The following is a 24,540-nucleotide window of genomic DNA, read 5'->3' on the forward strand; positions in this document are numbered from 1 at the left end:
CAAAGTATTGAAATGACTCAACGTGCTAGTCATGGCGAAGTTGGTCGGTTAGTCATTGCCTTTGAAGGATCTTCGGCCTATGACGTGATTCCTGTGTCATTGAAAACCTATCGTGAAATTTTTCATGATGTTGAGTTGGTTGTGCTGGGCATGACAACCGAACAACAAGTTGAGGCACTTCACAATAATCAGATTCAAGTCGGATTTGTAGTGCCGCCGCTGCAACATCAGACAGAAGATTTAGAGATTGAAGCAGTGCTAGAAAGACCTATGGTTTTGGCACTGTCAGAAGCCCATCCTCTAGCGGCATAGTCTAAGATAAAAGTGCGATCGCTCGCCAACGAAGCATTTATCTTGGGACAAGGCGATAGCGGCTGTGGCTGGTATGACCAAGTGATTGTTCTCTGCCATCAAGGAGGCTTCAGCCCTAATGTAGTGCAGGAAGTGAATGAAATGCAAGTCCTGTTAGGTAACAAGTCGGCAGATCTGCCCAACGTAGTGGCTCTCCTTAAAAAGGGTAACTTTAATTCCGGTTCTCCCCTTTTTAAGCTACCGTGTACACACAAGTCTTTTGACTCGCACCTTAGTTACATTGACTCGCACCTTAGTTGTATCGACTCGCACCTTAGTTGTATCGACTCGCACTTTAGTTGCATCAACTCGCACTTTAGTTGCATCAACTCGCACTTTAGTTGCATCAACTCGCACCTTAGTTGTATCGACTCGCATCTTTGTTGCATCGACTCACACCCTTGCTAATACTGCTCGGTTAAGAATATTCGTAGGTTGGGTTGAGGCAATGCGTTACCCAACAAACCGCGCAAAATGTTGGGTTTCGTTCTTCAACCCAACCTACCCCGGAGTGTTTTTTTAGGCAAAACCTACGCAGTATTGACACCCTTGCTGCATCGACTCGCTAATTGGGGATTATTATTTCTTCTTCGGCTTTACCTGAGATTCTAAAATCACACCGTAGAGCGAACTCGTTTGCATCAATTCCTCATGAGTGCCTTGTGCTACCAATCGTCCTTTATCTATCAGAAAAATGCGATCGGCATTCTTGACGGTGCTAATGCGTTGAGCTACTACAAAAGTTGTACAAGCTTTTTGGTGCATTAAGTCATCTAGCTCGGCTTGAATCTGGGCAGCAGTTTTGGCATCCACAGCCGAGGTACTATCGTCCAAAATCAGAATGCTGTAATCGGTCAATAAAGTACGAGCGATCGCAATTCGTTGTTTTTGTCCACCAGACAAACCTACGCCTCGTTCACCCACAATCGTCTCGTAGCCATCAGGCAGACTGGTAATAAAATCGTGCATTTGTGCGGTTTTTGCCACCTCAATCACCTGCTTTAAGGTTGCATCGGCTTTTGCGTAAGCAATATTTTCGCGGATTGTGCCAGAGAAGAGGGTTGTTTCCTGAAATACAATGCCAATAAGCGATCTGAGGCTTTTGAGCGTGAAATCTTTTACATCTCGTCCGTCAATGCGAACCGCTCCCCCTGTGACATCATAAAAGCGGGGAATTAAGTTCATAATTGTGCTTTTCCCGGAGCCTGTCATCCCTAGAACAGCGATCAGTTCGTTGGGTTTCGTTTCAAAGGAAACTTCTTTGAGACTTTCGCTGGTCGCTCCTGGATAGCGAAAGGAAACATTTTCAAAGGTGATTCTACCACCGCAAGTTTCAAATGGGACAGCACCGGGGCGATCGCGAATTTCTATCTCCGCATCCACAACTTCGTAGACTCGTTCGGCGGAAGCAGCTGATTGAGCGATCGCAGGTGCAGCAAATCCAATCAACAAAATAGGTTGGAGAATCAACGCTAGGTAGGAGTTAAACGCCACCAGTTCACCAAGGGAGAACCGATCTCCAATCACCCGCGCTCCTCCGTAGCCAAAAACTGCCAGTGTTACCAAATTACTCAGCAAAAAGATAAACGGGAAGGTATTATGGATGGCGCTAATGGTCTTCATGTTTGCCTTGACTAGGCCATCATTTAGAGTTGTGTAACGCGACCTCTCAGTTGACTCCCGCACAAAGGCTTTCACTACCCGGATTCCGATTAAATTCTCTTGCAATACAGCATTGAGGTTGCTCAGTTGCTCTTGTACTTGCCGAAAAAGTTTGTTATTTCGGGTGATGAATCGCGCCATCAACCATCCAGAGAGGGGTACTACTGTCAGCGTAATCAGTGCTAATTCCCAGTTCATCACCAGCAAAATCACCGAAATACTCACCAATGTCACAACTCCACCAATAACCTGAATTAAGCTAGTGCCAACAAAGGTACGAATCTGCTCAATATCGCTGGTGACACGGGTTAGTAGTTGGGAAGTATGGACCTGGTCATGATAGCTGAAACTGAGATTTTGAATCTTGCTGAAAATTTTGTTTCGCAGGTCATAAGCAACACCCTGAGACACCGCTTCTGCCAAATAGCTTTGGCCAAAGTTAAATAAACCACGAGCGATCGCAGCCAATACCATGCAAGCGGCGCTGTAAAGCACAATTTGGAGGTTTTTTTGGATGATCCCCTGATCAATTCCCCACCGAAATAGTTGCGGAGTAATTGCGTTTGCGATCGTCAACAGCAACAGGCTGGCTAAGGCTCCCAGCGAAGTCCATCGGTAAGTGCTTAAACTCCTAAGCACGCGCTGGATTGACTGTATAGACGAAGTTTCCTGGAGTTCTGGTTGCTGAACCAATGGTATTCACCCCTGTATCTTTGTAAAATTATCTCCTACTTTTGATTCTAAAAACCAATTGTGTTAGTTGAAGGTGGAGAATTTGGGATCAAGAGCAACCTTGTATTTGTGGTGGAAATTGCTAGTTTGGGGACAGCAGCATGAGAAGATACCTTTTTGGCAAGCATTGTCGCCACTCCGTTTAAATACCTATAGGACTTACGCAAACAATAGTCGAAACCATTATTTTATGGTAGGGGCAATTCATGAATTGCCCTTACCGTGTGTAGCTTTGCGTAAGTCCTAACCTAAGAAAAGCAAAAAACAAGAACAATGGCTAAAATTTTTCATAGCAATTCACAACTTCCCTTAGATATGCCAAATTCTATTAGTCGTACAGCAAAGCCAAGTTCTGAGTTCTATTCTATTTTTTCTGAAGAAGAAATTTTAGGGATAATTCATGCTTTAGAATTTAGAAGAGAAATACCTTTAAAGTATTTTTATAAAGGTAGAGGTGCAAAAATCTGGGATGATTTTTATCTAAAATATCTTATTCCTAAATGGTATGGAAGATCGAATGTAGAAATTGACCTTTTAAAGAATAACTTTCAATGCCTGAATGACAATATTCAAAGTGGTGAAAAAATCAATATTATAGACGTTGGCGCAGGAAATTCATATCCTGTTAAAAAGTTTATACATAGGCTTAATCAATTGGGTAGAGTTAATAAATATATTGCCTTAGATATTAGCGAAGAATTACTTAATTTATCCAAAAGAAATTTTAAAAAATGGTTTCCACTAATAGAGTTTATCAGTTCCACAATTGACATAGAAAACAGTTGTGTACCCAAAAATTTATTCCAAAATCAAGCCAGTCTTGAAATTGATGATACAGCAAAAATATTTTTCCACTTAGGTGTTACAATTGGTAATCATCAAAATAGAGATAAAGTACTCCAAAACTTTAGAGATAGCATGGGAAAGAATGATTTTTTGGTATTCACTAACGAAACAGGTTCTAACTCTGAATGGGATGGAAAAGTAAGAGGTGGCTGCAATTATCATGTAGAAGGAATATATGAATGGGTTAAAAATAAGATTGGGATTAAAAATGAAGATTGTGAACTTTTGAGAAAGTATGATTTAAAAACAGATAGTATAGTTGCTAATATTAAACTCCGTAATCATTACACTATAAATTTCAGTCGGATGGGAATAGATAAGAATATTGAAATCTCCGAAGGTGAAGAGATTACTATTTGGCGACATCATAAGTATGAAATGCCTAAACTTATGCAAGAAATAGAACGATGTGGACTACAACTCGTTCACTATAATACTGACAAATATAAATCACATATTATGGTGATTTGTAAAGTAGCCAGTAACTAACCTATAGATGGTTGAATAGGAAAGTTTAGAAATTTATGAGAGCTTATTTGAGAATGCGATCGCACTATTTTGAGCCAGCAGAAAAATTAAGTATAAATAATTTAGCAGCACACAGAATGGTAAAATTTACCTAAGCGATCGCTTATATAGCAAACCTTTAAAATCTTTAGTAGATCCGTAGGTACATTAGCATGAGTAAAACTACAGAAACGATTTTCAGCAAAATCATTAGTCGGGAAATTCCCGCCGATATTGTATATGAGGATAATTTGGCACTGGCATTCAAAGACATCCACCCCCAAGCGCCCGTTCACATCCTCGTTATTCCCAAAAAACCCATTGCCACACTAGCTGATGCTGAATCTGAAGATCATGCTTTGTTGGGGCATCTTTTGTTAACCGCCAAACGTCTTGCCGAAGAAGCTGGACTAAAAAATGGTTATAGAATTGTCATCAATGCTGGTGATGACGGTGGTCAAACAGTCCATCACCTACATATACATATCTTAGGAGGACGGCAGTTAAACTGGCCTCCTGGTTGATCAAACCGGATGAATTGCGTCTCGATACGCAATTCACGACTAAAAAATCAATGTCATAATCAATAATAAATGTGATATTTATTTACAAATCTCAACTTTGTATAGAAATTGTGTGTGGTCATTCAACTCAGGACTCTTTACCAATTGCCAGCAAAAGAATGAAGCTACCTAACCTCGATCCGGAAACCATCGATCGCATCATTGAAATGGCATGGGAAGATAGAACATCTTTTGATGCCATTGAAGCTCAGTTTGGGCTGCTTGAGAAACAGGTAATTGCTTTAATGAGGCGTCAAATGAAGGAATCCAGTTTTCAAATGTGGCGAGAGCGAGTTACCAAACGCAAGACAAAGCATTTATATAAGCGAGAATTTATTGCAGGTAGGTTTAAATCGCACAATCAAAAAACGTAAAATTGTGATGACAACACATCTCCATACAGCTTGGATACTAGGGAGTTGAGGCGATCGCTCTAAATTTACAGTCAGCGATCGCTACGTTGTAGCATCTTTTACTTCAATAAATACTGACAAAAATATCATAATTTTGGAAAATAATAAAGTAAGGCGAGTATCACAAGACTCACTTGATTTCCTTATTTCCTCTAGGCAAATATGACTCATCCTTTCCTTGAACGCCTGCGTAGTCCAGATAGTCCAGTCCTCGTCTTCGACGGGGCAATGGGAACCAGCCTTCAAACCCAAAACCTCACTGCTGAAGACTTCGGCGGCGCACAATATGAAGGTTGTAACGAATACTTAGTCCACACGAAACCCGAAGCTGTCGCTAAGGTTCACCGAGACTTTCTTGCTGCTGGTGCCGATGTCATTGAAACAAATACCTTTGGCAGTGCGTCCATTGTGCTGGCAGAATATGACTTAGCAGACCAAGCCTACTATCTCACCAAGACAGCCGCAGAATTGGCGAAGCGTGTCGCTGCGGAATTTTCTACGCCAGAAAAACCCCGGTTTGTAGCGGGTTCCATCGGCCCCACAACAAAACTACCCACCTTAGGACATATTGACTTTGACACCATGAAAGCTACTTTTGCCGAACAAGCAGAAGCGCTGTGGGATGGTGGTGTCGATTTATTTTTGGTGGAAACTTGCCAAGATGTGCTGCAAATTAAAGCGGCGCTGAATGCGATTGAAGAAGTCTTTGCTAAAAAAGGCGATCGCCGTCCGTTGATGGTATCTGTGACAATGGAAAGCATGGGTACAATGTTGGTAGGTTCAGAAATCAGCGCTGTACTGACAATTTTGGCACCTTATCCAATTGACATTCTCGGTCTGAACTGTGCCACAGGCCCAGACTTGATGAAACCACATATCAAGTATCTGGCAGAACATTCACCTTTCATCGTTTCCTGTATTCCCAACGCCGGTTTACCTGAGAACGTTGGCGGTCAAGCACACTACCGCCTGACCCCGTTGGAATTACGGATGGCGCTGATGCATTTTGTTGAAGATTTGGGTGTCCAAGTGATCGGGGGTTGCTGTGGGACACGTCCAGAACACATTCAACAATTGGCAGAAGTTGCTAAAGACCTAAAGCCAAAAGTTAGACAGCCTAGCTTAGAACCAGCAGCAGCATCAATTTATACTACTCAGCCCTACGACCAAGATAATTCCTTCTTGATTGTCGGTGAACGTCTAAACGCCAGTGGTTCCAAGAAGTGCCGCGATTTGCTGAATGCGGAAGATTGGGATGGACTCGTTTCAATGGCGAAGTCTCAGGTAAAAGAAGGCGCACACATCCTTGACATCAACGTCGATTATGTGGGACGTGATGGTGTGCGGGATATGTATGAACTAGTTTCGCGCATCGTCAATAATGTGACATTGCCTTTAATGCTTGACTCTACCGAATGGGAAAAGATGGAGGCAGGTTTAAAAGTTGCCGGTGGTAAGTGCTTGCTGAACTCCACCAACTACGAAGACGGGGAACCCCGTTTTTTGAAGGTGTTGGAATTGGCGAAAAACTACGGAGCAGGTGTAATCATTGGTACTATCGATGAAGATGGGATGGCACGGACAGCAGACAAAAAGTTTGCGATCGCCGCGCGCGCTTACCGTCAAGCTGTAGAATATGGCATACCTCCCACAGAAATCTTCTTTGATACTCTAGCTTTACCAATTTCTACCGGGATTGAAGAAGACCGAAAAAACGGTAAAGCCACAATTGAGTCCATCCGGCGAATACGTGAAGAATTGCCTGGATGTCATGTGATTTTGGGTGTTTCTAATATTTCCTTTGGTTTAAACCCAGCATCGCGAATCGTGCTGAACTCAGTGTTTTTGCATGAGGCGACGACGGCGGGAATGGATGCAGCCATTATCAGTGCCAACAAAATTTTACCGCTATCCAAGATTGAGCAACGCCATCAAGAAATCTGCCGCCAACTGATTTATGACGAGCGGAAGTTTGATGGTAGCATTTGCGTTTATGATCCCTTGGGAGAGCTTACCACAGCCTTTGCCGGAGTGACGACAAAACGCGATCGCTCCTTAGATGAAAGTCTCCCCATCCCAGAACGCCTCAAGCGCCATATCATCGACGGCGAACGCATTGGCTTAGAAGAACACTTGAGAAAAGCCCTAGAAGAACATCCCCCTTTGGAAATTATCAACACCTTTTTGCTAGATGGCATGAAAGTTGTCGGGGAATTATTCGGTTCTGGACAAATGCAGCTACCCTTCGTCTTGCAATCTGCCGAAACCATGAAAGTAGCGGTGGCATATCTCGAACCGTTCATGGAAAAGTCAGAATCCGGCAACAATGCTAAAGGAACCTTTATCATTGCCACAGTCAAAGGCGATGTCCACGACATTGGTAAAAACTTGGTGGATATTATCTTATCCAACAACGGCTACAAAGTGATTAACCTGGGAATTAAGCAGCCAGTAGAAAACATCATCAACGCTTATGAACAGCACAAAGCTGATTGTATTGCCATGAGTGGTTTGCTGGTTAAATCCACCGCCTTCATGAAAGAGAATTTGGAGATATTCAACGAAAAAGGAATTACCGTCCCCGTGATTTTAGGTGGTGCGGCGCTGACTCCCAAATTTGTACATGAAGATTGTCAAAACACCTACAAGGGTAAAGTGGTTTATGGCAAAGATGCCTTCTCTGACTTGCACTTCATGGATAAATTAATGCCAGCGAAGACTGCTGGTAACTGGGAAGATTTCCAGGGATTTTTGGATGAAGTTAGCACTTCAGAACCAATAACTCACCACTCAGCACTCACCACTCAGCACTCACCACTCAGCACTCACCACTCACCACTCAGCACTGAAGTGGATACAAGACGTTCAGACGCAGTAGCGATAGATATTGAACGTCCCATTCCGCTTTTCTGGGGAACGCAGTTGTTGCAACCTAGCGATATTCCCATCGAGGAAATATTCTGGCACTTGGATTTACAAGCTTTGATTGCTGGACAGTGGCAATTCCGCAAACCAAAGGAGCAATCTAAAGAAGAATATCAGGCTTTCTTGGCTAAAACAGTGTACCCAATTTTGGAAAGTTGGAAACACCGGATTATTGAGGAGAATCTGTTACATCCACAAGTGATTTACGGGTATTTCCCTTGTCAAGCTGAGGGGAATTCTCTACATATATATAACTCAGAGAATCAATCACAACAGGTTGCAAGTTTTGAGTTTCCGAGGCAGAAGTCATTGAGACGACTGTGCATAGCAGATTTCTTTGCACCGAAGGAGTCGGGAATTATTGATGTGTTCCCAATGCAAGCGGTGACTGTAGGGGATATTGCAACAGAGTTCGCCCAAAAGCTGTTTGCTAACAATCAATATACCGATTATCTGTATTTCCACGGCATGGCAGTGCAAGTAGCGGAGGCTGTAGCTGAGTGGACACACGCCAGAATTCGCCGGGAGTTAGGTTTTGTTACTGAAGAACCAGATAATATTCGGGATATATTGGCACAGCGTTATCGTGGCTCAAGGTATAGTTTTGGCTATCCAGCTTGCCCGAATATCCAAGACCAGTACAAGCAGCTAGAGTTATTGCAGACTGACAGGATTAACCTATATATGGATGAAAGTGAACAACTTTATCCAGAACAGTCTACCACTGCGATTATTGCTTACCACCCACTAGCAAAATACTTTAGCGCCTAACCCATATCCCCTCTCCTTAATAAGGAGAGGGGTGCCCGAAGGGCGGGGTGAGGTTCTTGTATTGCTCACAATACAAGGCTAGATAAACATTTTTAGTTAGTTATCGCTTCATCTCACCCTAGCCCTCTCATTATCAAGGAGAAGGAACTGGGATCGGAAATAAATCAGTTTTTTTGTCCCAGTTTAAAAATATCAAAGTTAATAATGACTAAACTTTATAATAAAAATAGTGAAATCGAAAAAAGGCGACTATTACGCCAAAATATCACAAAAGCTGAGAAGCTTATTTGGGATGAAATAAGAGATAGACAGCTAGAAAACTGCAAATTTCGCAGACAATATAGTGTGGATAAGTTTGTCATAGATTTTTATAGTTCTGAATTAAAGTTAGCTATAGAAATTGATGGTGAAAGCCATTTTCAAGAAGGTGCTGCTGAATCCGATAAGGCAAGACAAGAATTTATTGAATCAGCAGGAATTAAGTTTATTAGATTTACGAATAATGATGTGTATGCTAATTTGTCTGGGGTACTGGAAAGTATTGCTCAGAATATACGAAATTTAAGGGGATAGTAGTTGAACCTCACCCCCAGCCCCTCTCCTTATTAAGGAGAGGGGAGCAGGATTAAGCCTAGATGTTTGAAAACTAGACTGGCATTGTCCACCTGCGTGGACTAATACAAAATGAAGGGCTTGTTAACCCACGGAGGTGGGTTTTGTCTGTGTAGCCGCAACTTCCAGTCGCCGGGCAAATCGGAGCCGAACCTCTGATTATTTTGCACTCAACTGATATCTTTCCTTTAACAAGTGGGTATTATAGGTTTACTTTGCTAACAACATCTTCATAAATTCGCCTTAAAATAAAATACATTTCCGTAAATTTACCGTGAAGTTAGCTCTTGTTCTTTATCAAACTTGATTGAAATAATTCTCAAAAAATCAGTATTTACCGGATAAGATGAACAATTCATAAATGATATAACTTTAATAAATTGTCTTTTGTTGTGGCTACTTTTTTAAAATTTAGTAAAGCAAGATGCAGTAGTTACACAAATATAGGTTCATTTTTTGCCTACAAAATTAATTTATAGGCACACCTACTAATTTTGATAAAAAATCAAAAATCCGCTATAAACCACTTGACAGGGAAGCAGCTATGTCTCGAAAACGTCAGCCAGTCAAGGTAATTCAAAAAACCTTAAAACAAATTAGTAAGCAGTTTTTATCTACACTTAACAAACAAATCATCTGGCTACTGCGGACTATTTTTGGCACGAACAGAAGACACGGATCGGCGAATGCTGGGTTTGTGTTACCAACGGTGGCAATGGTAACTTTGGTAGTCGTGCTGTTAACAACTGCAATTTTGTTTCGGTCTTTTGAGCGTTCCAAAAACGCTAGTAATGTCCGAGTAAATGAGGCCGTACTTAACGCAGCTACCCCAGCTATTGATCGTGCTAGAGCTAAGTTAGATGCACTACTAGAAGACCCAACACTACCACGAGGAACTCCCTCTGATAGTGCCTTATATGATGTTATTAAAAAAGATAAGTATAGGCTTGGTGATGAAACTCGCCTGAAGCTAGCTTTTGAACTTCCTTTAAATCCTGATGGCACTACCAATACTGCGGGCATTCAAAATCCAACTACCACACCACCAATAACACCAATAGAGTATGATGAAACACTAAAAAGTGCTTGGAAATTTGCTGTTGACACAGACAATAACGGCAAAAAAGATACCTTTACTCTTTATGGAATCTTCTTTCGCTCACCCAGTAGAGACTCTATTACAGGGAAGTTTAATCGCGAAAGAAAACCCATAGATGCTAGAACACCACCAATGGATAGTAGCTCAAACCAGCAGTGCGGTGGTGCCAGTGGTTTTGCTAGCTTAGTGGGCAACTCCAGTTGGTATAAGTTAAACAGTGGCAATCTGGGTAAAAGCTTCTTTGTTTATACCATTAACGTGCCTATTACTCAACAGATTTATGATAGTCTGCCAACAACTACTACGCCTATTAATAATCAAAATAATTCTGAACCATACAAAGGAAACAAAAGCGTTGTAGCACTAGAGTTTCAGCAAGACCGCACTCGCGTTCCTCTAGCAAATAACGCCGTTTTCTTTGAGAATGACTTAGAAGTGATAGTTGGTAGTACGACTTTATTATTGAACGGAAGGGTTCACACTAATGGCAACTTGCTAGTAGGGGCTATTGACAGTGGAGGTAATATAACTTTCCGGCAAGTTAGCAGCAAAACATCCTGTTTCTACAATCAAGAAAACGGGCAAATTAGCGTTGGGGGAAATGTCGGAAATGGTAGCCTTTCTCAAAATAATACTAGTACAGGTGTAAACGTTGACCTTTATCAAGGTTTTGGCAACAACATCAGTACTGCTGCCATTAACAACACTAACAAATCTACTGGCTCTACTGGCGGTGGCAGTATCGGATTTGATGATGCAGCATTCAATCAACGCATTGATGCAATGAAGACTACTGCGATCGCTTTATGCTCAGATTGCAATAGTGCAGTTAGTGGTAGCGCTCTCAAAGCAGCTGTTAATCTTAGTGGTTACCCAGCAGACGTAAAAACCAACGTCGCAGCCAAAGTACAAGCGGCTGATGATGGTACTACAGCCAAAAATATCCTCTACGACGAAATAGAAGTTTATCTGCGGAATCGCACCCGTCGAGTACCTTTTGCAGAAGTATCAGACGCATACACTGCCATTGGTGCAAATTTACAGCCTCAAGCAACTTGGAGGGAACCACTAAACGCCAGTAACCAGTTCACTAATGCAACAAGTATCTCTGTAAATACATCTCAGCTACAAGCCACACAGCCAAATTTACAGAAGCGAGAAGGCGTTCAAACCAATTTGGGCGATCGCGTTTTTGTAGGTAATAACCTTCCTGCTCTATGGTTAAAAGATAATGAATATGTTGGTTCAGATGCTCAACAGCCAATTTTGAACAGTGGTACTCCGGTTAACTGGACTAGATATGAGTCTGAACCACCAGCAAGATGGCGTAACACTCAAATACAAGCAGTTGCCGACTTAGGTCTATCTGACCGTAATGGCTTTTGGGAAGAAAATGCTACAAAAAATCCCATAAACGATTTAGACAATGTGGGTGGTGTGCGGATTGTTACTGGCGCAGGTATTTATGTAGATAGCGCTGGTAATACTGAAAACCCAACAACTGGCCCGTTTTATGCACGAACTGTGCGTTCATTTTTACCAACTACGGGTGATCCTCTAGTTGTCTGGCCTGACACAATGCCGATGTCAACCCCTGGAGATCCTATTCGCAGAGGCTTTCTACAAATGCGAGCCACGGCTGTTTATCACTACAAAGTAGACTATGGCGATGACCAAGAACCGATCGCTTGTGTAAGCAGTTACTACGATCCTACAACCGAAGACACAAGAAATAATGCACTTGCACTACCTTGGGGCAATGTTGCTAATGGTAGATCCAACAATGGCATTGTTTACAACTTTCCTGGAAGAACCTCGTTTACGACTAACAAAACTCTTCTACAACGACAAGCCAACTTGAAATTCCCTAATGGGCGTTGGGTTAATAAACCTTTACAAGAGGCGCTGGGAAAAATTGGAACTGGTACTACAGTACCTAGCACTGGTTTACAGCTAGCTGATTATTCAGCAATTGACACAGCGCTTTGTGCCATTTCAATTTTGAATAATGAAGCCGGTTTTGTTACCCCTACTAACCAGCCTGCTCACGGTGCAATCAGAGAAGCAACTTTCCTTGATGCTAGGGAAGTAAAGCAGATTAGTACACCAGCCTCACCAACTACCTACGACTTAGATATAGAACAACGTCAACCCTTAGAGATTCGGGTGACAGACATTGACTTAGGTTCGCTAGCCAGCACAGTAATCACTCCTACTAGTGGCACTAGCGACTATTTGTTGCCTTACAGTGGCATTATTTACGCCTCTAGAGATGATGCGTTGCGCGATGCGAGTGTGTCATTCGTTGAAACTGATGTAAGTAGTATATCTAGATCAGAGTTACTCAGTCCAACTGATTTTAACCTTGACACTACTCGTCGCCCAAACGGCATCCGCCTGATTAATGGGGGAACTTTAGCAAGAGCTGGTACTAATACCTACAATGCTAGAGAAAAAGGTCTAATTTTGGTAACAAACTTGCCCGCCTATATCAAAGACAACTTCAATTTACACCGCACAGACACAACTAGCACTACAGAAATTGAGGAATTTACAGAAATCGAATCATCAAGTGTCAACTTCTATAATCGCAGCACTCGTGAAGATAGGTTTGCCTGTCGTCCAGGAAGATCGGGTTGTCCTAATGCTGCCATTGGAGGTGACTTTTGGAGACCAGCAACCATTATTGCTGATTCCATGACCTTGCTTTCTGGCAGTTTTCAAGAGGGTGCGCGTAGATTCAGTGACTACGATTTGAATAATAACACTGGCATTCCTGTTGAGGCTAGCTTTAATCCCGCTAGCGTGGATAGCTCTACCTTAGACCCCACAAGACAAAAACGTCTGAAAAATGGCTTTTGGGACAACAACTTTGTTACTAGTTCATATTGGACAGATGGCGGTAATCCTAGAACAGCAGCTATTGGTTCTTACTTAACAAATGGAGTGACACCAATTCAACGCCGGGTTGTTTCTGATCCCTCTCTGTATGTCATGGAAATGTGCCGTAAGTTGGTAGTTTCAGAGTGTGATAACAGTTCATCAGACCTTACTAAAAATTGGGTAGTTGGGTTTGATATCAATGGAGATGGGGTTTTAAGCACCACTTCACGAACTTACACGATAGACGGTAGTAATATCCCACTTGTTGAAAGAGACATCAAAACCTATCAGTTAGGTCAAGCCATAGCTGCTGCTGCTGGTTCTACTACTGCTACTACAACTGCACTGTCAAATTGGTCTACTGCATTCTCTTCCGCTTTTCCATCAAGTTGGTATACTGGTTCTTCTTGTAGTACCACTACTGGTACAACTACATGTAGCAAAAGCATCAGAGATAGACTTGGGGCTGGCGATACAAGCAGCAAACTGGCTCTGGAAGGAGCATTAGATAAAGATCGGCTTTATCCACGTCGGGTTGCCTTTGCGCGTGATAACAACAATAACCTTATTGAAAGCAGCACTAGTATCTACAAGCCAATGGGCATAGGCTGTACCCTGGATACTACTGGTACTGGATATAACAATAATGGATGTACATTTCCTACTAGTGGACAAGCCATCACTAACGTTCGAGGTCTCTGGTTTAGAACAACTAGTAGTACAACTGATCCAGGGTCATCTGCAACATACGTAAGTAACAACCCACTTTTCTATTATCCTCCTATTGATGGTCTTGATGTCGATACTGTCCCTGATTTAGATGGTCAACCTCTCTTAGTACCAGTCTTACAAATTCATGATGCAAATAGTAGTCCCCCTAACTTGAGAACGGACGCAACTAATGTAACTTCAGGGGATGACTTTAGCGCTAACTGGCTACAACAGGCAACTAACACTATATTCAATGCCACCTTTGTATTAGGAAATAGTCCCAGTAGAACAGATGAAATCTCATCAGGTTTGCAAAACTTTGTCCGGTTTTTGGAAAACTGGGATACCAGAACAGCCAAAATTAGCGGTAGCTTTATTCAATTAAAGCGGAGTAGCTTTTCCACCGCGCCAATTGCATCCATTTTCACAAACAGACAATCCAATGCAATCTCTGCTGCTAGTGCTACTTATAATCTCAGCCTTTTTGACTACTTATTAGACACTTACCCAACTCGAAACGGTAGTGGTGTCTTACCTTTCTACGCGGCACCAAATAGAAAGTGGGGGTTTGATGTCGGTTTGTTGTCAGAGCAACCAGACCTATTTGCCCAAAGGTTTACTGCGCCCCCAACAGGCCGCCCGAATGAATTTTTTAGGGAAGTTGGACGGGATGATACTTGGGTGAAAACATTGCTTTGTGCTGGTCAAATATCATCGGGAGTAACTTATACAAATGCAGTTCCTAATGAATATCGCCCCGGTGATTGTCCATCCATACCAAATGATTAGAAATTGAGAAATTGCCATGATGATAGAAAAACAAGCTAACAAACAAAGGTTAAAGGCAGGAGTATCTTACCTACGAAACAGGGAAGGAGGTTTCACTATTATTGAATCTTTGGTGGCGATACTTGTAGTTAGCATTTTGCTAGTAGCGATCGCCCCAGTTCTTTCCTTGTCAGTAGCAACTCGTGTACAATCTCGACGGATAGAATTAGCCACACAAGCTGCCAAATCATACATTGATGCGGTAAAGACTAAGAAAATTTTAGCCCCATCTGGGCCAACCACCGCTACCACCCTAACAGCAACTAGCGCCCCGACAGCGACGGGAACACTCACCTGTACAAACTCTACAATCCCTGTAGAATCTAACTGCTCAGTTCCAACACCTCCAACAGGTACATCTTTATACTGCATAGATTTTGATGGCGATGGTACGTGTCTAAGTGCCAGTGTCACAGATATGATTGTTCAGGGTTTTCGTCCAAATAACAACAATTCCGCCGCAGGATATGCTTTAGGTGTGCGGGTTTACAGAGCTGATGCTTTTGCTCTCAGCACCACTCTCTCTAGAAACAATGCTTCGGGTATTAATAACGAAAAAGTGACACAAGCTACTTTTACCGGAGGTGCTGGTCAGCGCAAAGCACCTTTAGTGGAAATGACAACAGATATTAACGACACTGTGCCTAAATACAGCGACCTGTGCGCGCGCCACGGTGGTTGCATTTGAATTTTAATTAGACTTCTTGCAAAGCTTCCAAATTTACATTATTCCTCTGCGTGAGGCACACAAATATCTATGCAAGAAGTCTATTCTTAAATATCTCTCAATAAAAGGGAAACCGCAGTATGATAAATTCACTAAAATTTATTCTGAGTACTCAATTAAAACGCTCTGGAATCAATAAGACAATTAGCGGCTTTACCCTGATTGAGCTGCTAGTAGCTATGGTGATGGCAGTACTAATCATAACGCCTTTAATGACCTTTATGATTAGCATTCTAGATAGCGATCGCAAAGAACAAGCCAAGGCAACTTCTGAGCAAGAAATCCAAGCAGCACTAGATTATATCGCTCGTGACTTACAGCAAGCAGTTTACATCTACGATAATGATGGTGTTAACAGAATCATAGATACTACTACTATTGGTAATTCAGGCATTAAAGACCAAATACCACCAGTCAAATCTGCTTCTAGCTGTAGCGATGTGAATATTTGTAAACCAATACTTGTTTTTTGGAAGCGTGAGTTTGTAGCTAATAGTGTTGGGATTACTGACGACACTGAGACTAGTGACACGCAAACAGATGATGGCTTTGCTTATTCATTGGTAGCATACTACTTAATTACCAATACAGATAGTGCAAACCCTACCTGGTCTAAAGAGGCACGGATTGGTAGGTTTGAACTTCGAGGCCCGGTGAATGCAGATAATGCTAATGATATTCGAGGAAGAAAATTTAATCCCGGATTTAATCCACCGTCAATAAATAAGACCGGTGCTACGCTTAAAATCAAAATGAATCAATGGCAGACTGCATTAGCAACAGGAGACAATTACTCTTCTGTTGATAATCCAGTCCGAGTTGAGACTTTGGTTGATTACATTAAAGCCCCTGAGCTACCCTCTACTAGCACACTCCCTGAAGCTAGTAGCACTCCTTGCTCTAATCTAAACCTTGTAGGCAGTAAAACAAGTGGTTTTTTTGCTTGTGTTGATGCCACTGAAGTATTAGCGCAGGTGTACATCAGAGGTAATGCACTTGCTCGTTTGCAAAATGATAACCTGGATTATGCTGTTAACACAAAAACTTATTTTCCCAGTTCAAGCATTCGGGTGCAAGGACGCGGATTTTTATTTAGTAAATAACCTCTAGCTAATCAAAGGATAGTATGCACAGCGCAGCTTTATTGAGGTTAAACAAAATTCCTAAACAATTTGTAGTGAAAACACTGAAGCAGCAATGTCAGGTCAAAAGACTTTACCAGGATGCTGGTTTTAGCTTGATAGAATTAACAGTAGTACTGCTCTTGGTAGGAATTTTAGCAGCGATCGCAGCTCCTGGTTGGGTTGCCTTTGTAAATCGGCAACGAGTAAATAAGGTTAACGACGCTGTTTTAGCTGCACTGCAACAAGCACAGCGCGAAGCTAAAAACAAAAAACTTCCGTACAGTGTCAGTTTCAAAGTTGAAGACAACGTTCCCAAATTCCTCATTTATCAGGGTGCCGTTATACCAACTTCAGGTGTTGTGTGGAAGCCTTTAGGTGAAAATATGACATCTAATCCGGGGCAAGTTTTGCTATATACTAACATTGCTGCGTCAAATAAAAAAAATGCTACTGGTGTCATAGTTGATACTGCGCCAGGAACCGGCATCATTACTTTCGACTACATGGGTGTATTGGCACCTCAGTCTGACGGTAGTACTGTTGCCAGTACACCTTTAAAAGTTATGGTAGCTACACCCAAAACAGGAACTACTGAGGCTAGTGCATTGAAACGCTGCGTCATAGTGGAAACTCTCCTTGGGGGAATACGAACAGCGAAAGACTCCCCCCAATGTGATTAAGTAATTCATAGTATAAATTTATAAAAATACGGAATAATACTGAACATAAAACTGCACATTCATAGCAAAATTGAAGCATAGAGTGCAGTTTTATTATTTTATAGATTTCTTTAATAGCTAATAACCAACTAGCTATTGGCTGAGTAGATATCAAAATGTAACTTTTGTCAAATGATTGAAAACCTTGATTTTACTGTAGCTATCCCAACTTATAACGGTGAAAGTCGTTTGCCTGAACTCCTAGAGCGACTACAAAACCAACTTCACACAGAAAATTTCTCTTGGGAAATTATAGTTGTAGACAACAACAGCACTGATAACACAGCTAAAGTTGTTCAAGACTATCAAAAAAATTGGCAGTGTCCTTGCCCTTTAAAGTATTGCTTTGAAGCGCGACAGGGAGCAGCTTATGCCCGAAAAATGGCAGTTGCAGAAGCGAAAGGTAGATTCATAGGTTTTCTAGATGATGACAACTACCCGACCTCAAATTGGGTAGCCGCAGCTTATACTTTTGGTGAAAAGTACCCGAAAGCGGGAGCTTATGGCAGCCAAATTCACCCTGATTGGGAAGTAGAACCACCAGAAAACTTTCAGCGAATTGCTCCATTTTTGGCAATTACAGAGCGCGGTAATTTACCACTATTATATGAAGCAGCCAAAAAATTGCTACCTCCTTCTGCCGGACTTGTTATCCGCAAACAAGCTTGGTTAGAAAGCGTACCAGATAAGTGTATTTTAACTGGTAGAGCTAAAGGCAATATGCTTACCAGTGAAGACTTAGAAATGTTATCTTACATCCAAAAATCAGGGTGGGAAATTTGGTATAGTCCAGAGATGGAGATTTCTCACAAGATACCAAGTTTCCGGTTGCAAAAAGACTATCTAATTCCATTCTTTCGAGGTATTGGACTTAGCCGTTATGTAACTAGAATGGTGAATGTAAGAAATATATATAGGCCAGTTGCTCTTTTAGCCTATATGATAAATGACCTACGTAAAATTACTTTGCATTTACTAAAATACCGGAATATCTTGAAAACTGATTTAGTTGCAGCTTGTGAAATGCAACTGTTTTTAAGTAGTTTAGTTAGTCCTTTTTATCTTTTTAAAAACGGCTATTTAAGTAGAAAATACAATTAAAAACTAAACATTTAGCATGAACAAAATAATTGAAAAGCTAGATTTTACCGTAGCCATTCCTACATACAATGGTGCAAAACGTTTACCTCAAGTTTTAGATTTACTACTCAAGCAGACGGGAATAGAAAACCTAAATTGGGAAATCGTTGTTATTGATAACAATAGTCACGATAATACAAATGAGGTAGTTAAATATTATCAAAAAACCTACAGCCAGAATATTTGTCTGAGGTACTTTTCTGAGAAAAAACAAGGAATAACCTTTGCCAGAATCCGGGCTGTAAGTGAAGCCAGAGGCGAGTTTATTGCATTTGTAGATGATGATAATCTACCTGCATCCGATTGGGTTTTACAATCTTATCTTTTTGGCAAAGAGCATCCTGAAGCTGGTGCTTGGAGTGGTCAAATTCATGGTAATTTTGAAGTCAGTCTCCCAGAAAATTTTACTAGAATTCAAGCCTTTTTAGCTATTAGAGAACACGGACTAGAACCATATTTATTTGATGCAGATAATTTAAGACTTCCTCCAGGTGCTGCACTAGTCGTCCGTAAGCAGGCTTGGTGTGAAAGTGTTCCTGAAGAATTAGTTTTTAAAGGTAGACTGAGTAAATTAATGATTAGCGGAGATGATACAGAAGCTCTCTTATACCTACATAAAGCAGGTTGGCAAATCTGGTATAATCCCGCTATGCATATCGATCATCAAATTCCATATTGGCGGCTAGAAAAAGATTACTTAATGGCGTTGGCGCGTGGTTGTGGCCTTTGTATTTTTCAGCTACGCTTGATAAATGCCAAAAATTGGCAAAAACCAATAGTTTTGGTTCAAACTATCTTGGGAAATTTACGCCGAGTATTACAGCATTTCATTAAGTATAGAGGTAAATTAAATAGTAATTTAATTGCACTTTTTGAAATTAATTTTTACTGGGCTAGTATGATGAGTCCCTTTTCTTCTTTAAGATGGAAGTTAAACAGAACTTTGAAAAATATAACTATACAAAGAAAGCAACGCGAAAATATGATACCGGGATTAAATTATCAATTAGATAGAACGTTAAATTCTTAATAAAACCAGGTTTTCTGGTTGCGATACCTATGGCGGGCTGCGCCTACGCATCCCGAAATAGCCTATTTCCGTTCTTGGTTTTAGCACTTCACAAAATTGCGTTCATCCTTTATGGAAAATGATTAATTCAACTTTAGATACAACAGTAATTTCCGTTATTATACCAACTTATAATAGCGAAAAAACTATTAAAGAAACAATTGAATCTGTTTTAAATCAAAGTTTTACTAGTTTTGAGTTAATTATAATAAATGATGGTTCACAAGACTCAACAATAGAAGTTATTACACAAATTCAAGACTCACGAATAAAAGTATTTTCCTATCCCAACGCTGGCGGAAACGTCAGTCGTAACCGAGGACTACATCATGCAGTGGGAGAATTTGTTAGTTTTTTGGATGCAGATGATATTTGGACAACTGATAAACTTCAGTCTCAGTTGAATGCTCTGCAAGAAAACCTTAGTGCAAAAGTTGCTTATAGTTGGACTGATTATATAGATGAAAATAGTGAAATTGTACTTTCGGGTACACATTTTACTGCTAATGGTGATGTTTATGAAAAGTTATTGGTGACAAATTTTTTAGAAAATGGCTCCAATCCTTTGATTTGTAGAAAATCTTTAATTGCGTTAGGTGGCTTTGATGAATCTCTAGGTGCTGCTCAAGATTGGGACATGTGGTTGCGATTAGCTTGTAAGTTTAATTTTGTCTGCGTACCGTCTGTACAAATATTGTACAGAATAACTGCTAATTCAGTTTCTTCTAATCTTGTCAGGCAAGAAAATGCCAGTTTACAAGTACTTAAAAAAGCTTATGAACAAAGACCGTCGGCACTTAAATCTAGTTGGAATATAAGCCTTACAAACCTCTATAAATACTTGACCTGTAAAGCTCTACAAAAACCGTTTAATCGACAAAAAAGTTTAACTGCGGCTAAGTTTCTGTGTAATTATTTTCTTAATGACTCTTTAAGATTTCATCGGATAATTTTTACTTTAAAACTATTATTGAAAATAATCATAATCCTTATAGTACCTAAATTTTTCGACAGCATTCTTAACAAGAGACTGAAGCATTCCTCAATATCTGGGTAGTTCAAAAACTACTAGAATATGAAAATGGATAACCTGGTGCATCTAAAGTCTTTAGTTAATCCAAAAAATCTCTTGAATAAGCACTCTAACAGTGGCTTTACCTTACCAGAGATGTTAATAGTTGTTCTATTAGTTGGTATATTAGCCACTCTGGCGATACCTAACTGGCTAGCTTTTGTGGACACTCGCCGTCTTAACACTGCTCAAGACGAGGTATACTATGCGATGCGCCAAGCCCAAAGGCAAGCCACCAAGGATAAATTGACTTGGCAAGCCAGTTTTCGAGAACAAGACGGTATTGTTCAATGGGCGGTTCATCCGGCTACTGTAAACCCATCTAGCGCTAACTGGAATAATCTAAATTCCAATGTGCGCTTAGATGCGGAAACGACTTTACAAATTTCAAATGGCGTTAGGCAAATTAAATTTAATTACACAGGTAATATTGTTTCGCTACCGCGAAGTATAACTATCTCCAGTAAGTATGGTGGTAAAGCTAAACGTTGCGTCTATATTTCTACGATTTTAGGAGCAATGCGAATGGCAAAGGAGCATACTACAACCAATGACGAGGGTGATTATTGCTATTAAGATATTTTTAGTTTATTAAAAAAGGTATTGCGTGCTGAACTTACCAGCAAACCCAAAACAGTACTTGATTATTTTTACCCGCTATCCAGAACCAGGGAAGACAAAAACCCGATTGATACCTGCTTTGGGGACTCTTGGCGCTGCTAATCTTCAACGAGAAATGACTGAACATACAATATTTCAGGTTCAAGAATTGCAAAAAGTCATTGACGTATCTGTGGAAGTGAGGTTTGCAGGTGGCAATTTGCAACTCATGCAAGACTGGTTGGGACTGGGTTTGGTTTACCAGTCTCAAGGTGAGGGGGATCTAGGTTCGCGGATGGCGCGATCGCTTTTCGAGTCCTTTCAATCTGGTGTAGAAAAAGTAATTATCATCGGTACAGATTGTCCTGGTGTAAATACTCAGATTCTAGCGACAGCCTTCGAGAAATTACACAGCTTTGACCTCGTAATTGGCCCTGCGATCGATGGTGGATATTACTTAATTGGTTTGCGGCAACACATCCCAGAGTTATTCGTTAACATCGAGTGGGGAACTGCTCAAGTATTCCAAAAAACGGTGGATATTGCCCAGAAACTAAATTTATCACAGGTGAACTTGCTGCATTTGGCTGATATTGACCGACCGGAGGATTTGCCGATTTGGGAACAAGTCATTGCAGGGGAGGTGACGAAATGAGGGAATTAATTTGTTTATTCTATAGAACCAGACTAGCTTTGTATCTTAAAACACTAGTATTTCTCTGAAGACACTGGACATAACAAATGTTACAGTGGCCTAGTTGAAAACCAAGAGGCAGACAGCCTTGATCAATATGGAATATACTTTGTGTTTCTGTACAACAGTGAAGGTCATGGGCACAATATTCAAGTAACTTGAAATATGAAAATCACTCGTATTCACTGCAAGTTTGAAAAATTATGGTTAACCGTTTTGCTTCCCTGAACACTGGCCTGACACTCAAAGTAGTTGGAATAATCTGTGTTTTGTCCTTTTTTGTTGACTTTCTGATTCTATTGTTACCCTTCCAACCTACTGATCGGGTATGGCAGATCAACTTGGCAACAGCACTAGTTGATCGGGGAATTGTTCCTCTGGTGGGCTTGGGGCTTCTATTTGCTGGGTATTGGATTGATAATACTGATGCAGCAAGCGATCGCCCCCAAGCTATTGATTTAAGATTTCCCACCTTGATCGTGTCAAGTATTTTAGGGTTGATGTTTTTGCTGATTTTTCCCTTGCACCTCAATAACGTGAATCAAGCTAAAACTCAAACACTTAACCGAATCACCCAAGAAGCAGATCAGGCAGAAAATCAATTGAACAGTCGCTTATCGCAATTGCAAGCACAACTGAATACTGAGCAAGGAAAAGCTCAACTAGAACAACTGCGAAGCCAAACCAAAGCTCAGTTTAGTGAACTAATCAAAGATGAGCAGAAATATAAGCAAGCACTTGAAAGCTCTCAAATTCCCGCAAATATCAAAGAGTTACTGAAGAAGGCTAAAACAGATCCCCAAGTACTTGACAAAGCTGTAGAACAACAAACAGATATTCAGACGGTGCGAACTCAACAAGTGAGCCAAGTTCGCCAGCGCAGAGAAGACGCTGAGAAACAAGCTAAAGATACCGCTTGGAAGTCTGGACTGCGAATTGGTATTAGCAGTTTGCTGTTGTCCATTGGTTACATGATCATTGGCTGGACAGGTTTAAGAGGTATGGGTGCTGTACAAGGTGGTAAATCTAGAGCTACCGCACGCTAATCGACTAAAGGAGTGGGGAGACAAGGAGCCAACTAAACTAAATAACTCCTAACTCCTAACTCCTAACTTTTAACTTTTAACTATAAAATCTGGCTAATGTTTTCAATTTACATACTTACATATAACGAAGAGCTAGATATTGCTGCTTGTATCGAATCGGCGATGCTATCGGATGACATTATTGTTGTAGACTCATGCAGTAGCGATCGCACTGTGGAAATCGCTAGTCACTATCCCATCCGCGTCGTCCAACACGCTTTTGAAAGCCACGGACGCCAGCGTACCTGGATGCTAGAGTCTATCCCCCCAAAGTACGAATGGGTTTACATTCTCGAAGCTGACGAGCGGATGACACCAGAACTGTTCGCAGAATGCCAAAAGGCAAGTCAGAATCCAGACTACATCGGTTACTACGTGGCTGAACGTGTCATGTTCATGAATCGTTGGATTCGCTACAGTACACAGTATCCCCGTTACCAGATGCGCCTCTTTTGCCACGGTAGAGTGTGGTTTACAGACTACGGTCATACTGAGCGTGAAGTTTGTGACGGTGCAACTGGCTTTTTAAAAGAAACATACCCTCACTACACTTGTAGCAAAGGCTTGAATCGGTGGATTGAAAAACATAACCGTTATTCCACGGATGAAGCTCAAGAGACACTGTATCAACTAGAACAGGGAAATATTAACTGGCGAAATTTATTCTTTGGCAAGTCGGAAGTCGAAAAACGCCGCGCCCTAAAAGATTTGTCTTTGCGTTTACCCGGCAGACCGTTGCTACGCTTTATATATATGTATTTTATTTTAGGCGGCTGCTTAGACGGGCGCGCCGGTCTTGCCTGGTGTACGTTACAGGCATTCTACGAATATCTAATTTTGCTCAAAGTTTGGGAAATGAAGTATCTACCAAAACCTAATTTAGACGCAAAAGCAACTCTTGCACAGGAAAGTACACAACAGGTATGATGCGCCCGATTCACAAACTATACAGGCTGATGTAGTCTGAAAGGGACTGGAGATTTTGACACTCCCCGACCTGAAGGTGCGGGGATTCTTGATTCAACGAGTCCACTTAGATTAGACCCCTTGCGGTATCTAACCCAGAGGTGGTTCTCTCCTCAAGCGTTAACTTTCCGAGTGCCCCTCGGTAGTTGGATGATTCCAAAATTTGTTTGATTAAAATTCTGATCGCCTAGTCCCCATGAAGATTTTACCTATTCCTGGGCAGAAACTAGAACTATGGAATAGAACCCCATATCTTCAATTGTCAAGGTACAGATTGCCGCTAGGCATTTAGGTTTTTATACAGGTTGATTACCGTTCCTGTTAAACCTAACTTTACCAGAACGTGAAGTAAAGCGTAAACACCTCAAACCGTTTTCATCCCTTGCCTAAAGTACGTAATACGGGGCATAGCGCCTGTTACTCAAGGGTTTTCAACGAGTG

At 41.2% G+C, this 24,540-nt stretch carries 19 protein-coding genes; 17 read left to right on the plus strand and 2 right to left on the minus strand.

The window, feature by feature from the left end; all coding sequences use genetic code 11:
* The first annotated feature begins 12 nt into the window (after window positions 1-12).
* Entirely contained in the window at window positions 13-312 is a 300-nt protein-coding gene (locus tag F8S12_RS09295; protein WP_196516013.1) for a LysR substrate-binding domain-containing protein, read from the plus strand.
* A gap of 237 nt (window positions 313-549) precedes the next feature.
* Here F8S12_RS09295 and F8S12_RS09300 read toward each other — a convergent pair whose 3' ends face one another.
* Entirely contained in the window at window positions 550-729 is a 180-nt protein-coding gene (locus F8S12_RS09300) for a hypothetical protein (RefSeq protein ID WP_196516014.1), read from the minus strand.
* A 201-nt stretch (window positions 730-930) separates the two neighbouring features.
* Window positions 931-2,706: an ABC transporter ATP-binding protein gene (locus F8S12_RS09305; protein ID WP_196516015.1), complete on the minus strand. Its 1,776-nt coding sequence runs from the start codon at window positions 2,704-2,706 to the stop codon at window positions 931-933.
* A 312-nt stretch (window positions 2,707-3,018) separates the two neighbouring features.
* Here F8S12_RS09305 and F8S12_RS09310 point away from each other — a divergent pair, with 312 nt between their 5' ends.
* The 16 genes from F8S12_RS09310 (at window position 3,019) to F8S12_RS09385 (ending at window position 24,060) form a co-directional block, all read left to right on the plus strand.
* Window positions 3,019-4,080: an L-histidine N(alpha)-methyltransferase gene (locus tag F8S12_RS09310; RefSeq protein WP_196516016.1), complete on the plus strand. Its 1,062-nt coding sequence runs from the start codon at window positions 3,019-3,021 to the stop codon at window positions 4,078-4,080.
* A 191-nt stretch (window positions 4,081-4,271) separates the two neighbouring features.
* Window positions 4,272-4,622: a histidine triad nucleotide-binding protein gene (locus F8S12_RS09315; RefSeq protein ID WP_196516017.1), complete on the plus strand. Its 351-nt coding sequence runs from the start codon at window positions 4,272-4,274 to the stop codon at window positions 4,620-4,622.
* A gap of 158 nt (window positions 4,623-4,780) precedes the next feature.
* Window positions 4,781-5,035 carry a TIGR03643 family protein gene (locus tag F8S12_RS09320; RefSeq protein ID WP_196516087.1) on the plus strand — a complete coding sequence of 85 codons (255 nt, stop codon included), beginning with the start codon at window positions 4,781-4,783 and terminating at the stop codon, window positions 5,033-5,035.
* 201 nt (window positions 5,036-5,236) lie between these two features.
* Entirely contained in the window at window positions 5,237-8,770 is a 3,534-nt protein-coding gene (metH, locus tag F8S12_RS09325) for a methionine synthase (protein ID WP_196516018.1), read from the plus strand.
* 204 nt (window positions 8,771-8,974) lie between these two features.
* Entirely contained in the window at window positions 8,975-9,343 is a 369-nt protein-coding gene (locus F8S12_RS09330) for an endonuclease domain-containing protein (RefSeq protein ID WP_196516019.1), read from the plus strand.
* 583 nt (window positions 9,344-9,926) lie between these two features.
* Entirely contained in the window at window positions 9,927-14,864 is a 4,938-nt protein-coding gene (hpsA, locus tag F8S12_RS09335) for a hormogonium polysaccharide biosynthesis protein HpsA (protein WP_196516020.1), read from the plus strand.
* 16 nt (window positions 14,865-14,880) lie between these two features.
* Window positions 14,881-15,591 carry a hormogonium polysaccharide secretion pseudopilin HpsB gene (gene hpsB, locus F8S12_RS09340; protein ID WP_196516021.1) on the plus strand — a complete coding sequence of 237 codons (711 nt, stop codon included), beginning with the start codon at window positions 14,881-14,883 and terminating at the stop codon, window positions 15,589-15,591.
* 119 nt (window positions 15,592-15,710) lie between these two features.
* Window positions 15,711-16,733, plus strand: a complete 1,023-nt coding sequence (hpsC, locus tag F8S12_RS09345; protein WP_196516022.1) for a hormogonium polysaccharide secretion pseudopilin HpsC — start codon at window positions 15,711-15,713, stop codon at window positions 16,731-16,733.
* A 74-nt stretch (window positions 16,734-16,807) separates the two neighbouring features.
* On the plus strand, window positions 16,808-17,434 hold the full coding sequence (locus tag F8S12_RS09350; protein ID WP_331001376.1) for a pilus assembly FimT family protein: 627 nt from the start codon (window positions 16,808-16,810) through the stop codon (window positions 17,432-17,434).
* 171 nt (window positions 17,435-17,605) lie between these two features.
* A complete protein-coding gene (hpsE, locus tag F8S12_RS09355; protein WP_196516024.1) occupies window positions 17,606-18,574 on the plus strand; it encodes a hormogonium polysaccharide biosynthesis glycosyltransferase HpsE in 969 nt (322 codons plus the stop codon).
* Window positions 18,575-18,590: 16 nt separating this feature from the next.
* Window positions 18,591-19,643: a hormogonium polysaccharide biosynthesis glycosyltransferase HpsE gene (gene hpsE, locus F8S12_RS09360; protein ID WP_196516025.1), complete on the plus strand. Its 1,053-nt coding sequence runs from the start codon at window positions 18,591-18,593 to the stop codon at window positions 19,641-19,643.
* A 118-nt stretch (window positions 19,644-19,761) separates the two neighbouring features.
* Window positions 19,762-20,739 (plus strand): glycosyltransferase, encoded by a 978-nt coding sequence (locus tag F8S12_RS09365; protein ID WP_196516026.1) that lies wholly within the window; start codon window positions 19,762-19,764, stop codon window positions 20,737-20,739.
* A gap of 24 nt (window positions 20,740-20,763) precedes the next feature.
* Window positions 20,764-21,330, plus strand: coding sequence for a type II secretion system protein (locus F8S12_RS09370; protein ID WP_196516088.1), 567 nt, complete (start codon window positions 20,764-20,766; stop codon window positions 21,328-21,330).
* Between the two features lie 31 nt (window positions 21,331-21,361).
* Window positions 21,362-22,009: a TIGR04282 family arsenosugar biosynthesis glycosyltransferase gene (locus F8S12_RS09375; RefSeq protein ID WP_196516027.1), complete on the plus strand. Its 648-nt coding sequence runs from the start codon at window positions 21,362-21,364 to the stop codon at window positions 22,007-22,009.
* A gap of 242 nt (window positions 22,010-22,251) precedes the next feature.
* Window positions 22,252-23,094 carry a hormogonium polysaccharide biosynthesis protein HpsJ gene (hpsJ-B, locus tag F8S12_RS09380; RefSeq protein ID WP_196516028.1) on the plus strand — a complete coding sequence of 281 codons (843 nt, stop codon included), beginning with the start codon at window positions 22,252-22,254 and terminating at the stop codon, window positions 23,092-23,094.
* A gap of 96 nt (window positions 23,095-23,190) precedes the next feature.
* On the plus strand, window positions 23,191-24,060 hold the full coding sequence (locus F8S12_RS09385; RefSeq protein WP_196516029.1) for a glycosyltransferase family 2 protein: 870 nt from the start codon (window positions 23,191-23,193) through the stop codon (window positions 24,058-24,060).
* Window positions 24,061-24,540 lie beyond the last annotated feature (480 nt).

The sequence above is a fragment of the Nostoc sp. WHI genome, from assembly GCF_015714725.1.
Classification (GTDB): Bacteria; Cyanobacteriota; Cyanobacteriia; order Cyanobacteriales; family Nostocaceae; genus Nostoc.